Here is a 12,763-nt window from a genome sequence, read left to right as displayed (position 1 = left end):
CGTTCTAGGCTCCTTGCGATGACGGCTGCGTTGCACCGTGCTCGAGCAACAACAGGGACTCCAGGTGCGAGGTATGCACGAACATGTCGGCCACCGACACCCGGAGGATGCGATAACCGCCATGCACGAGTCGTGCCGCATCGCGCGCCAGCGTGGCTGGGTCACAGGCAATGTAGACCAGCCGCGGCACGGGGCGTTCGATCAGCGCACGGCATACCGCATCGGCACCGTCCCGGGGCGGGTCCAGAACCACCGCCTCGGGCGAAAGGCGTGCAAGAAGTGCCGCCACGGCCGCCTGATCGTTGAGGTCGAGCTGCAAGGCTTCGATGTCGAGCCCGTTGCGGCCCGCATTGTGCTGTAGCCTGGCGACCATGTCAGGGTTGCCCTCCGCCGCCGTGACCGTGGCACCTTCGACTGCCAGCGGCAAGCCGAAATTGCCGATCCCGGCGAACAGATCCAGTACGCGCCGACTGGCAACCGGCGCCAGCCAATGCCGCACCGTGGCCACCAACTCACGATTGACCTGCTCATTGACCTGCACGAAATCGCCCGGCGCGAAGCCAAGTTCGAGCTCACCCTCGCTCCCCGGCAAGCGATAGCCGAGTGCCGGCGTTTTCCCCAGCCATTCGAGGCTGGGTTCCTCGCGCCCCAGCAGGCATGCGAGAGCCACGCCGTGCTCCTCGCCGAACGCACGCCAGCGTTGCAGGTCGGCGCCGTTGTCGCGCAACTGTCGCACCACCACCACCCGGGCCGAGTCGGCAGTGATCAACTCCAGGTGACCCACCAGGCGTGGCGCCTCGAGTTCTGTCAGCAGTTTCCGCAGCGGCCCGATCAGTGCTGCCAGCTCGGGGACCAGCACCTCGCAACCCTGTATATCGACCAGACGGCTGGTGTGGCGAGCGCGAAAGCCGAGATGCACGTTGCCCTCGGCATCCACCTTGACACCCAGCCGGGCACGGCGACGGTAGCCGAGCGGCGCACCCGCCAGCAACCCTGGCGGCTCGGGCAGTTCGATGCCCTCTCGCCGGAGCAGCTCGACGAGTACTGCTCGCTTGTGCTCGCGCTGGGCCTCGACGACGAGATGCTGCAGGTCGCAGCCGCCGCACTGGCCATAGTAGACGCAGGGCGGCACGGTCCGTTCTGCCGCCGGCTCGAACAGCTCGCGGACATGGGCCTCGTCGTAGCGCTTGCGCGTGCGATGCACGGCCACGTCGACGCGCTCACCGGGCAGCGCCCCCTCGACGAACAGGGTCTTGCCGCTGGCGGCATGTGCCACGCCCCGCCCGTCGTGGGCGAGCCGCTCGATGACTACCGACGATTCTACGGCCGGTGTCGCGGCAGCAGGAGCCTCGTTCGCGCGTCGCTGCAGCCCCGAGACACCGGTACGCTGCCGCGCCGGCCGTCGCTTACCAAGCATTGCCACCTCAAGCCTCCGGAGCGAACAACCCAGTCGAGAGATAGCGATCGCCACGGTCGCAGACGATAAAGACGATCACCGCGTTCTCGACTGTCTCGGCAATGCGCAACGCACCTGCCAGGGCACCCCCGGACGAGACACCCGCCAGGATGCCCTCCTCCCGTGCCAGACGACGCATGTGCTCCTCGGCTTCGTGCTGGCCGATGTCGAGCACTTGGTCGACCCGTGTGGCATCGAAGATGCTCGGCAGGTACTCCTTGGGCCAGCGCCGAATGCCGGCAATGCTGGCACCGTCCTCCGGCTGCAGGCCCACGATCTGAATAGCGGGGTTGCGTTCCTTGAGATATGCCGACACGCCCATGATCGTTCCCGTGGTGCCCATGGAACTGACGAAGTGCGTGATCGTGCCTCCGGTCTGCTCCCACAGCTCCGGGCCGGTACCACGATAGTGCGCCAGCGGATTGTCGGGGTTGGCGAACTGATTGAGCGGCTTGCCCTCGCCGCGCGCAATCATGGCTTCGGCCAGGTCGCGCGCTTCTTCCATGCCCCCCTCCTTGCTGACCGTGATCAGCCTGGCGCCATAGGCCGCCATGGCCTGCTTGCGCTCGCTCGAGGCGCTCTCAGGCATGATCAGGATCATGCGGTATCCCTTGATCGTCGCGGCCATGGCCAGCGCGATCCCGGTATTGCCCGAAGTGGCTTCGATCAACGTATCGCCAGGCGAGATGTCACCCCGGGCCTCGGCCTGTTCCAGCATCGACAGCGCCGGACGATCCTTGACCGAGCCGGCGGGATTGTTGCCTTCGAGCTTGGCCAGCAGCGTGTTGTTGCGCCCTGCCGCAATGCGCTTGAGCCGAATCAATGGCGTATGCCCAACGATATCCTCGATGGTAGGGAACTGCATGTAAGCATCCTTAGGGTAAGGTCTTTTCGCTAGTATATCCGTGCCATCAGGCGCTGGACAGGCATGCCTCGACAATGTGGCATACTGGGAAGAAAGGTCGTCACCAAGGAATAACAATGTCGCTCGGAAATCGCCTGACACTCTGGATATTGTGCCTCCCGTTGCTGGTGCTGCTGCTCGTGGCGGCTTTTGTTCTGCACCTGGATACCGAATGGCGCAAGTCGGCCCTCCGCGACCGAGTCATCACCGTCGTCGAACAGCAAGCACCGGAAATGGCCCGTGCCGTCTTCGAGGCCGATCAGTCGCGACTGGAAGGTATGGCCATGCGCCTGCTGAACATCGATGAGGCGCGCGGCGTAGGCATCTATACCGACAGCAACATGGCCCAACTGGAGCTGGGCCGAAACCGCGCTCAGGTGGCGACTGCACCGCCAAGCGAGAGGCAACTCGATACCAGCAGTGATCTTTGGCGCCTGATGGTGCCGCTCGACCCCGCCGAGCGGGAAGGCAGCCAAAGCGGTCGGGCCTGGCTCGAACTCGACATCGACAGCCGCCCGCTCACCCTCGACTACTACCGACGCTTGGCCACTACCGGGCTGGGCCTGTTGATCCTCGGCCTGCTGCTGTTCGTGATCGCCTCGGCCCTTGGCCGCCGCGTCGACACCAGCCTCGATGATGCCGCCGAGGCACTGAGACGACTGCGCAGCGGTGACTTCGAGGCGCAGCTACCTGAGACCGGCGCCCCCGAACTGCGTCGCCTGGCCCGCCATGTTAATGCGCTAGGCGACGAACTGAAGCAGTCCCATGAGAACATCCAGCGCCAGATCGAGCAGACCACTACCGACCTTGAAGAGTCGATGGAGACCATCGAAATCAAGAACATCGAACTCGATCTGGCCCACCGCAGGGCACTCGAGGCCAACCGGATCAAGTCCGAGTTCCTGGCCAGCATGAGCCACGAAATCCGCACGCCGCTCAACGGCATCGTCGGCTTTTGCCGCCTGCTGGGGCGTTCGCGCCTGGAGCCACGTCAGCGCGAATGGCTCGACCAGGTACAGATCGCCTGCGACAACCTGCTTGCCCTGGTCAACGACGTGCTCGATTTCTCGCGCATGGAAGCCGGCCGCCTCGAGCTGGAGCGTGCCGAGCTGGACATGGTTTCGCTGGTCGACGAGGCGCTAGGCCAACAGGCCCCTCTGGCCCACCAGAAGGGATTGCATCTGCTGGGTCTGGTCTACGACGACGTACCCTCTGTGCTGCGTGGCGATCCGCTACGCATTCGCCAGGTGCTGACCAACCTGATCCACAACGCACTCAAGTTCACCGAACAGGGCGAAGTCATCGTCCGGGTGATGCTCGAGGAGCAAAATGCCCAAGGGCGCGCACTGCTGCGTGTCAGCATCAGCGACACCGGAATCGGCCTCACGCCGCAGGAGCAGCACAGCCTGTTCCAAGCGTTTCGCCAGGCCGCCGCCAGCCATTCCCGCCATTACGGCGGCTCCGGCCTGGGCCTCGCCATCAGCCGCCAACTGGTCGAGCAGATGGGGGGACAGATCACGGTGGAAAGCGAACCGTCACGCGGCTCGACTTTCTCCTTTACACTGCCGCTGGACGTCATCGACCAGGCGGAGTTTACTCCCGACGCCATTCTCGACAATGAGCGGGTCGCCCTCTACGAGCCCCACTCTCCGACACGCCACGCGCTGAGCCACCTGCTGACGCTCTGGGGAGGCCAGGTGGAGGAGCTTCGCCAGCCGGAACTGACGCCTCCCTACCCTTCGCTGCTGGTCGCGGCGCTGCCGCCCGACATGAATGAAACGCTGCTCGGCGAGTGGCGGACCAGGCTCCAGGCCAGCCCCTGTCCGGTCCTGCTGTTGATCAACGCACCGCCACTCGAAATGCCGGACCTGCATCTCCCCAGCGGCTGCGAGATCCTCAGCAAGCCGGCATCACGCCAGGCCTTGGCGGACGCCCTGCGTCGATGCAGCAAGGCGAAACGCTGCCCCGACACTGGCGAAGAGCGCCAGACACACGTGCTGATCGTCGATGACAATGCCATCAATCGCCGCCTGCTGCGCGAGCTGTTGCAGCGTCCCGGCCTGGAACTGGTCGAAGCCAGCAGCGGCGAGGAGGCGCTGGCACTGGCCGAAGGAACGTCTTTCCAACTGGTCCTGATGGACATACGCATGCCGGGGCTGGACGGTATCGAAACCACCCAGGCGTTACGCCGCCTGGGTGGGCAATGGGCGTCATGCCCGGTCATCGCAGTGACCGCCCATGCCCATGATAGCGAACGCGACCGCCTCAAGGCCGCAGGCATGCAGGAAGTGTTGACCAAACCGGTGGATTCCAACCGACTGGAAGCCGTCCTGCATCGTCATGTCGGCCTGACGGCGTTACCGCCCACACCGGCCCTGCCGGCTGCCCAGGAGTCCGAACCTGCCAGCGAGCTAGACGTGGTCGACATGCAGCTCGGCACGCGTCTCGCCAACGGCAACGAAAGCCTGGCACGCGAACTGCTCGAGGAACTCGTCGCGTCGCTGCCGAAAACCGAGGGGGAGTTGCAAGGCGCTCTCGCCACCGGCGACCCCGAGACGCTGTTGGATGTCGTGCATGCGCTCAACGGCGCCTGCCGCTATTGCGGTGCGCCCGAGCTCGCACTGGTGGCGGAGACCCTGGAGACCCGGCTGCGCTCACGCGGCATGGCTGATATCGAGCCGCTGATCGAGGATTTGTTCCAGGCAATCGAACGCCTGCGGGAGTGGCACGCCACGCATCAGGAGGCATCCAGCAAGGTTACCGCCAGCTCAACCTCATCGTACAAGGATAGATGAAGGATAGCGGCCGTAGCGCGCCATCCCAGGTCAAGACGATGATGCCAATGCTCAGTGGTCGTGTCCGGCGTGGTCGTGATCGTGCTCTTCCAGCGAGGCGATGAACCCCGCCTCCTGTCCGGCGATCATTAGCCGCTTCATCTCGGCCACGGCCTCCTTGAGCCCGACGAACAGTGCCCGAGCGATGATGGCGTGGCCGATATTGAGTTCATGCAACCCCGGTATGGCCGCAATCGCCTCGACGTTGTGATAGTTCAGTCCGTGCCCGGCATTGACCGTGAGGCCCAGCTCGAGCGCCATTTCCGTGGCGGCCGTCAGCCGCGCATGCTCCTCGCGCGCTGTCTGGCCGTTGCACTCGGCATAGGCTCCGGTGTGCAGCTCGATCACCGGCGCACCGGCGCGCTTTGCCGCCTCGATCTGGCTGGGTTCGGGATCGATGAACAGCGACACCTCGCAGCCTGCCGCTGCCAGACGCCGACAGGCCGCAGCAATGGCATCGAAACCGCCAGCCACGTCGAGGCCGCCCTCGGTGGTCAATTCTTCGCGCTTCTCCGGCACCAGGCACACGTGCGCCGGGCGTATCTCCTCGGCCAGCGCCAGCATCTCTTCGGTGACGGCCATCTCCAGGTTCATGCGCGTGTTGAGAACTTCGGCGAGAAGCCGCACATCGCGCTCCTGGATATGCCGCCGATCTTCGCGCAGATGTACGGTGATGCCGTCGGCACCGGCTTCCTCGGCCAGCAGTGCGGCCTGGACCGGATCGGGATAGCGCGTGCCGCGCGCCTGACGCAGAGTGGCAATATGGTCGATGTTGACACCAAGCAGAATACGCGGGGGATGCATGCTGGTCTCCAGCTTCAGATCAAGGACGGGAAGGTCAGTGTGATGGGGAACGGCGCCGCTCGGCAAGCTGGCGCATCAGCTCACGGGAGCGCAGCGGACGCGCACCGAGCAAGGGGGCAAGCGCTGCCCGGGCCACCACCTTGGCCGGACCGGCCAGCCCGGGTGACGCCCAGTCACCTCCCGCCATCAAACGCAGAGTACGACCGTCGAGGCCCGGCTCACCGGGAACGAAGGCACGCGTGACGGAATCGTAGCGGTAGCGTCCCTGGGGGTCGAGCTCGCTGCCATCAGGCGTGGTGTAGCGTGGTGCGGCGTCCAGCGCATCGAGCAAGGCGAATTCAAGACGGCGCAGCGCCACGGCCCGCCCCTCAGGGAGCGGCAACGCTTGCAGCAGGGCCGTATAAAAGGCGAACACCTCGCCAACGGGGAATTCCACCGGCAGCGTTCGCGTCAGCAATTCGTTGGCGTAGAGCCCACAGAGCAGGCCTTCGCCGACCAGCAACGCCGCAGCGCCACGACTCTCCATTAGCCGCAGGCGCTTGAGCTCCCCTTCACCCACCCAGGTGACGTGCAGCGGCGCGAAGGGCTGCAACCGCCCGCGCGAGCGCGACCCCGGACGCTGAACGCCCTGGGCCACCGCGCGCACGCGACCGTGATCGAAGCTGAGCAGTTCGACCAGGGCGCTGGTTTCGCGATAGGGGCGCTTATGAAGGAGAAAGGCCGGCTGCGGCTGCATGATTGGTCGCCTGAACGAAGTAAGGACAAGCGCAGACAAGTTCGGACAAGATCAGTCCAGGTCGTACCCGAGACTCTTCAAGGCTCTCTCATCGTCCGACCAGCCGCGTTTCACCTTGACCCAGAGATTGAGCATTACCTTCGCATCCAGGGCCCGCTCCATGTCGAGCCGTGCCTCGCGGCCAATGCTCTTGATCCGCTCGCCCTTGTCGCCGATGAGGATCTTCTTCTGTCCGGCACGCTCCACCAGGATCAGGGCACTGATGTGCACCACCCTGCCCTCGTCGCGAAACTCCTCGATCTCCACCGTGACCTGATAGGGCAGCTCGTCACCGAGCTGGCGCATGATCTTCTCGCGCACCAGTTCCGCCGCCAGGAAACGCTGACTGCGGTCGGTGATCTGGTCGTCGGGGAAGTGGTGGAGCCCCTCCGGCAGGTGCTTGGCCACTTCCTCTTCCAGCTCCGGTACGTTGGTGCCGTGCTTGGCGGAGATGGGAATGATGGCGGCGAATTCACGCCGCGCTCCGACCTCGGCAAGCCAAGGCAGCAGCGTGCTCTTGTCCTCGAGTCGGTCGACCTTGTTCACGGCCAGGATCACCGGCGCTTCGACGTGCTCGAGACGCGTGAGTACCACCTGGTCCTCTTCGGTCCAACGCGTGCGGTCGACGATGAACACCACACAGTCCACGTCGCGCAGGGCCTGGGTAGCTGCCTGGTTCATGAAGCGGTTGATCGCCTTGTTGCGGTCGCGCCCCAGGATGTGTATGCCCGGCGTATCGACGTAGATGAACTGCGCTTCACCTTCGGTCTTGATGCCCATGACCTGGTGACGCGTCGTCTGGGGGCGTCGCGAGGTGATCGAGACCTTCTGCCCGAGTATGCGGTTCATCAACGTCGATTTGCCGACGTTGGGGCGGCCAACGATGGCCACGAAGCCACAGGTCTCGCTCATGCTTTTTGTCCCCTGCGTTGCTCCAACTGGAGCAGTGCGAGTTCGGCGGCTTGCTGCTCGGCATGACGGCGACTCGAGCCGGTGCCCAGGGTGTGCGAGTCGAGGAGTTCGACATGGCACTCCACGGTGAAGGTCTGGTCGTGGGCCTCGCCCTCCACCGAGACCACCTCGTAGCGAGGCAGCGGCGACTGGCGCGACTGCAAAAACTCTTGCAGCCGGGTCTTGGGATCCTTCTGGGTATCCTGCAGGTCGATCGCCTCCAGGCGCTCGGCATACCAAGCCAGCACCCGGGCACGGGCCACATCCATGCCGGCATCGAGATAGATCGCCCCCAGCACGGCCTCGACCGCATCGGCCAGGATCGAATCGCGACGATGCCCGCCGCTTTTCATCTCGCCGGACCCCAGGCGCAGGCACTCGCCGAAAGCCATCTCGCGCGCCAGCTCAGCCAGAGTCTGGCCACGCACCAGACGTGCGCGGAGACGGGAAAGCTGCCCTTCACGGGCCTGCGGGAAACGCTCGTACAAGGCCTCGGCGATGACGAAGTTGACGATGGAGTCACCCAGAAACTCCAATCGCTCGTTGTTCTGGCCTCCGAAGCTGCGGTGGGTCACGGCCAGCTCCAGCAGCGAGTCATCGCGAAAGCTGTAGCCGATGCGGCGGCTGAAGGCGGTAAGGGATCTACTCACGAAATTCCTGTTATTTCTGTTCCATCAATGGATGCGACGAACCTGGGTGAAGCTCGGCAGGCCGCCGTCCCAGTGCATCCATACGGCGAATGCCCGACCCACGACGTTCTCCTCGGGGACGAAGCCCCAATAGCGGCTGTCGTTGGAGTGGTCACGGTTGTCACCCATGGTGAAATAGTGTCCGTCGGGCACGACGATCTCGCGCACACGAGGCCCCGGGTCACGTGGGTTATTGTAGATACGATGGCTGACCTCGCCCAGTTGCTCCTCGAGGAGCCACTCACCAGGCGCGGCGGAAGGCGCTTGGTCCAGCAAGTGTTTGGGTACGGGCTCACCATTGATGTAGAGCTGCTTGTCCTCGTAGCGCACGATGTCGCCCGGCAGCGCCACAACCCGCTTGATGAAATTCACCGAGGGTTCGCTGGGAAAGCGGAACACCATCACGTCGCCGCGCTCGGGCTCACCCAGTTCGAGGATACGGGTATGCGTAACTGGCAGGCGCAGGCCGTAGGCGTACTTGTTTACGAGGATGAAATCCCCCACCTCGAGGGTCGGACGCATCGACCCGGAAGGAATCTGGAAGGGCTCCACCAGGAAGCTGCGCAGCAGCAGTACCACCAGCAACACCGGAAAGAAGGAGCGGGCATAGTCGATCGGCCAAGGCTCCTTCATTGCCCGCTCACGGGAGGTCTCGTCGAGCCCCTCCGTGGTACCCGCCTCGACGGCGGCCAGCTTCTGGCGCCTTGCGGGACGCAACCAAACGATGTCGAGCAACCAGATCACGCCGGTGACGGCCACGGCCACCACCAACAGAAGTGAAAAATCCATAGTGTCGCCGTTCCTAGTCGTTCACCTTGAGCACGGCCAGGAAGGCGTCCTGGGGAATTTCCACCCGACCGACCTGTTTCATGCGTTTCTTGCCCGCTTTCTGTTTCTCGAGCAGCTTCTTCTTGCGCGTCACGTCACCGCCGTAGCACTTCGCGGTCACGTTCTTGCGCAGCGCCTTGACCGTGGAGCGCGCCACCACCTGGCCGCCGATGGCGGCCTGAATCGCCACGTCGAACATCTGGCGTGGAATCAGCTCCTTCATCTTCTCGACCAGCACGCGACCACGCGAATGCGCGTGGTCGCGGTGAATGATCACCGCCAGCGCGTCGACCCGATCGCCATTGATCAAGACGTCCAGGCGCACCAGCTTGGCCGCTTCGAAGCGCTCGAAGTTGTAGTCCAGCGAGGCATAGCCCTTGGAGATGGACTTGAGACGATCGAAGAAGTCCATCACCACTTCGCTCATGGGCAGCTCATAGGTGAGCTGGATCTGGCTGCCGAGAAACTGCATGTCGAGCTGGTTGCCGCGACGGTTCTCGCACTCCATGATCACGTTGCCGACGAACTCCTGCGGCACCAGGATACTGGCACGCACGATCGGCTCGCGCATCTCCTCCACGTCGGCCATGTCGGGCAGCTTGGAGGGGTTGGAAACGTATTTGATGTCGCCGTTTTTCATGGCCAGCTCATAGACCACGGTGGGCGCCGTGGTGAGCAGGTCCAGGTCGTACTCGCGCTCGAGCCGCTCCTGGATGATTTCCATGTGCAGCGTGCCGAGGAAGCCGACGCGGAAGCCGAAGCCGAGGGCGTCGGAATTCTCGGGTTCGTACTCCAGCGAGGCATCGTTGAGCGCCAGCTTCTCCAGCGCGTCGCGGAAATCCTCGTAATCGTCGGCGCTGACCGGGAACATGCCGGCGTAGACCTGCGGCTTGACCTTCTGAAAACCGGGCAGGCGCGCCACGTCCGGCGTCTTGGCGTGGGTGATGGTATCGCCCACCGGGGCACCATGGATGTCCTTGATCCCGGCCACCACGAACCCCACTTCGCCGGCACGCAGAATATTGGTTTCCTTGCGCAGCGGCGTGAAGATGCCCACTTCGTTGGCCTGCCAGTCGCGGCCCGTGGACTTGATCCGGATCTTCTCGCCCTTCTTCAGGGTGCCATCGAAGAGTCGCACCAGCGACACCACGCCGAGGTAGTTGTCGAACCAGGAGTCGATGATCAGGGCCTGCAACGGCGCCTGTGGATCACCCTTGGGCGGCGGGATGTCGCGTACCAGGCGTTCTAGCAGTGCATCGATGCCCATGCCGCTCTTGGCGGAGACCTGACAGGCGTCGGTGGCGTCGAGGCCGATGATCTCCTCGATCTCGTGCGAGACTTTGTCGGGATCGGCCTGCGGCAGGTCCATCTTGTTGAGGACCGGCAGTACCTCCAACCCCTGCTCGATGGCGGTGTAGCAGTTGGCCACCGACTGCGCCTCGACGCCCTGGGCCGCATCCACCACCAGCAGCGCCCCTTCGCAGGCATAAAGGGAACGCGATACCTCGTAGGAGAAGTCTACGTGGCCGGGCGTGTCGATGAAGTTGAGCTGGTAGGTGTTGCCGTCCTGGGCATGATAGTCCAGCGTGACCGACTGGGCCTTGATGGTGATGCCGCGCTCGCGCTCGAGGTCCATCGAGTCGAGCACCTGCTCCTTCAGCTCGCGCTCGGTCAGACCGCCGCAGCTTTGGATCAGACGATCTGCCAGGGTCGACTTGCCGTGGTCGATATGGGCAATTATCGAGAAATTCCGAATGTGCTTCAGTTTATCGTTGCTTGCTTCGTTGCTCATCTAGCCCAGTCCGGTGTTCGACACGAGCGCGGCAGCGGCAGAGTCATCGGCGCCCGCTAACGTCATGAGAATTCGATGGCCGGTATTGTACCGGCATGACCCAAGGTTGGACAGCACAGCGGCACCGGGCAGTAAAAACACGAACACCTCCCGGCATGGCGGGAGGTGTTCTGCGACTCGTCCGACGCCGGGTCGACTCAGTCGCGACCCAGGCGCAGCGCCACGAACAGGGAGCCGCGCCCTTCGCGATACAACCGCACAGGCACGGGGCGGTCAGTGGGCAGGTCGGCAGCCAGGTCACGCAGCTGCTCGGCGCTCTCCACGGCATGATGATCGAGACTGACGATCACGTCGCCCGGCATGATCTTGGCTTCGGCCGCTGCCCCGCGAGGATCGACATCACGCACCAGCACGCCGCCATCGATACCCAGGCGCTTACGTTCGGCCTCATCGAGTTCGGCCACGGCGATGCCCAGGCGCGCCTGAGCGTCCGAGCCAGCGGCACTCGCCTGTCGAGCCTGCTCGCTATCCGGCCAGTCACCGATGGTCACTGCGATATCCTGTCGCTCTCCGTCACGCAAAATGGTCAGCTCGGCCTCGTTGCCCGGCGTCACCCGGCCGATCAGGCGCGGCAGGTTACGTGAGCGCTCGACCTCCTCCCCGTCGACTTCCAGCACGATGTCGCCCGCCTGCAGGCCCGCCTGGGCCGCCGGTCCCTCGGGGTCGAGATCGGCAATCAAGGCGCCGCTGGGGCTGTCCATGCCGAACGATTCGGCCAGGTCGCGAGACACCGGCTGGATCATCACGCCGAGCCACCCGCGCTGAACACGTCCGTCGTCGCGGATCTGGCTGGCCACGTCCATGGCCACGTTGATGGGAATGGCGAAAGACAGCCCCATGAAGCCACCGCTGCGGGTGAAGATCTGTGAGTTGATCCCCACCACTTCGCCGTCCAGATTGAACAGCGGGCCACCCGAGTTGCCGGGGTTGATCGCCACATCGGTCTGAATGAAGGGCACGTAGGCGTCACGCGGCAGCGTGCGATTGATCGCGCTGACGATACCGGCAGTCACCGAGTGGTCGAAGCCGAAAGGAGAACCGATGGCGGCTACCCATTCCCCCACACGCAGTTCGTCGGAGTCGCCCATGTTCAGCGTCGGCAGGTCCGAGGCGTCCACCTTGAGCAGGGCCACGTCGGTCTGCGTGTCGGCCCCCACCAGCTCGGCTTGCAGCTCACGGCGGTCGTTGAGACGCACGAGAATCTCGTCGGCCCCCTCGACCACGTGAGCATTGGTCAGGATATAGCCATCTTCACTGATCACGAAGCCGGACCCCAGCGATTGCCGCTCGCCGCCCCGCCCGGGCCCACCGCCTCCTGGCGGCATCGGGAAGCGATCGCCGAAAAAGTGGCGAAATATCTCAGGGATCTCCTGGCCACCGAACCCCTCGAAGCCCTGTGAACGCTCCGGTATGACCCGGGTAGTGGAAATATTGACCACCCCGGGAGCAGCATCCTCGACCAGTTCGGTGAAGTCGGGCAACTCGCGGGCAAAGGCCGACTGCCATGACAGCAGCACGACCAACAGCAGCGCCCAAAAAGAGAACTGTCGCGTCAATGGCATCATAAAAGCTCCTGCATCAGCTTAACGTCGTCTCAGCGGTAACTAGGAAACACATTGTTTTTCAACATGGCGCCGGTTTGCCGCAACGGGACCCGGCACGTGTCGCGT

The 12,763-nt window shown here is 64.1% G+C and carries 10 protein-coding genes; 1 reads left to right on the top strand and 9 read right to left on the bottom strand.

Annotated features, from left to right (window positions below):
• Positions 1 to 4: 4 nt before the first annotated feature.
• Both HNO53_RS08580 and cysM read right to left on the bottom strand, forming a co-directional pair.
• Complete coding sequence (locus HNO53_RS08580) at positions 5 to 1,423, bottom strand: TRAM domain-containing protein (protein WP_209477825.1); 1,419 nt, start codon at positions 1,421 to 1,423, stop codon at positions 5 to 7.
• A 1-nt stretch (position 1,424) separates the two neighbouring features.
• On the bottom strand, positions 1,425 to 2,321 hold the full coding sequence (gene cysM, locus HNO53_RS08575) for a cysteine synthase CysM (protein WP_209477823.1): 897 nt from the start codon (positions 2,319 to 2,321) through the stop codon (positions 1,425 to 1,427).
• Positions 2,322 to 2,437: 116 nt separating this feature from the next.
• On the opposite strand from cysM, the gene HNO53_RS08570 reads away from it, so the two are divergent.
• Positions 2,438 to 5,155: a HAMP domain-containing sensor histidine kinase gene (locus tag HNO53_RS08570; RefSeq protein WP_209477821.1), complete on the top strand. Its 2,718-nt coding sequence runs from the start codon at positions 2,438 to 2,440 to the stop codon at positions 5,153 to 5,155.
• Positions 5,156 to 5,206: 51 nt separating this feature from the next.
• On the opposite strand, the gene pdxJ is transcribed toward HNO53_RS08570, so the two are convergent.
• The 7 genes from pdxJ to HNO53_RS08535 all read right to left on the bottom strand — a co-directional run bounded on the left by pdxJ (position 5,207) and on the right by HNO53_RS08535 (position 12,658).
• A complete protein-coding gene (gene pdxJ, locus HNO53_RS08565; protein ID WP_209477819.1) occupies positions 5,207 to 5,998 on the bottom strand; it encodes a pyridoxine 5'-phosphate synthase in 792 nt (263 codons plus the stop codon).
• A gap of 34 nt (positions 5,999 to 6,032) precedes the next feature.
• Positions 6,033 to 6,734, bottom strand: coding sequence for a DNA repair protein RecO (gene recO / locus HNO53_RS08560; RefSeq protein ID WP_209477817.1), 702 nt, complete (start codon positions 6,732 to 6,734; stop codon positions 6,033 to 6,035).
• A gap of 51 nt (positions 6,735 to 6,785) precedes the next feature.
• Entirely contained in the window at positions 6,786 to 7,685 is a 900-nt protein-coding gene (era, locus tag HNO53_RS08555) for a GTPase Era (protein WP_209477815.1), read from the bottom strand.
• The gene (gene rnc / locus HNO53_RS08550; RefSeq protein ID WP_209477813.1) at positions 7,682 to 8,374 is read right to left on the bottom strand and encodes a ribonuclease III; all 693 of its coding nucleotides are present in this window, start codon (positions 8,372 to 8,374) and stop codon (positions 7,682 to 7,684) included. The genes era and rnc overlap by 4 nt, the downstream gene beginning before the upstream one ends.
• A 24-nt stretch (positions 8,375 to 8,398) precedes the next feature.
• Positions 8,399 to 9,202, bottom strand: coding sequence for a signal peptidase I (gene lepB / locus HNO53_RS08545; RefSeq protein ID WP_209477811.1), 804 nt, complete (start codon positions 9,200 to 9,202; stop codon positions 8,399 to 8,401).
• A 13-nt stretch (positions 9,203 to 9,215) separates the two neighbouring features.
• Positions 9,216 to 11,033 (bottom strand): translation elongation factor 4, encoded by a 1,818-nt coding sequence (lepA, locus tag HNO53_RS08540; protein ID WP_209477809.1) that lies wholly within the window; start codon positions 11,031 to 11,033, stop codon positions 9,216 to 9,218.
• 197 nt (positions 11,034 to 11,230) lie between these two features.
• Positions 11,231 to 12,658 carry a DegQ family serine endoprotease gene (locus tag HNO53_RS08535; protein WP_209477807.1) on the bottom strand — a complete coding sequence of 476 codons (1,428 nt, stop codon included), beginning with the start codon at positions 12,656 to 12,658 and terminating at the stop codon, positions 11,231 to 11,233.
• Between the last annotated feature and the right edge of the window lie 105 nt (positions 12,659 to 12,763).

The sequence above is a fragment of the Billgrantia antri genome, from assembly GCF_017868935.1.
In the GTDB taxonomy this organism is placed as follows: Bacteria; Pseudomonadota; Gammaproteobacteria; order Pseudomonadales; family Halomonadaceae; genus Halomonas; species Halomonas antri.
The sequence above is the reverse complement of the archived record's forward strand: the minus strand, read 5'-3'. Positions and strand labels throughout refer to the sequence as shown.

Bases quoted from the DNA above. Each gene is read 5' to 3' on its own strand.
- cysM (WP_209477823.1), bottom strand. From the start codon at position 2,321: ATGCAGTTCCCTACCATCGAGGATATCGTTGGGCATACGCCATTGATT.
- HNO53_RS08570 (WP_209477821.1), top strand. From the start codon at position 2,438: ATGTCGCTCGGAAATCGCCTGACACTCTGGATATTGTGCCTCCCGTTG.
- pdxJ (WP_209477819.1), bottom strand. From the start codon at position 5,998: ATGCATCCCCCGCGTATTCTGCTTGGTGTCAACATCGACCATATTGCC.
- recO (WP_209477817.1), bottom strand. From the start codon at position 6,734: ATGCAGCCGCAGCCGGCCTTTCTCCTTCATAAGCGCCCCTATCGCGAA.
- era (WP_209477815.1), bottom strand. From the start codon at position 7,685: ATGAGCGAGACCTGTGGCTTCGTGGCCATCGTTGGCCGCCCCAACGTC.
- lepB (WP_209477811.1), bottom strand. From the start codon at position 9,202: ATGGATTTTTCACTTCTGTTGGTGGTGGCCGTGGCCGTCACCGGCGTG.
- lepA (WP_209477809.1), bottom strand. From the start codon at position 11,033: ATGAGCAACGAAGCAAGCAACGATAAACTGAAGCACATTCGGAATTTC.
- HNO53_RS08535 (WP_209477807.1), bottom strand. From the start codon at position 12,658: ATGATGCCATTGACGCGACAGTTCTCTTTTTGGGCGCTGCTGTTGGTC.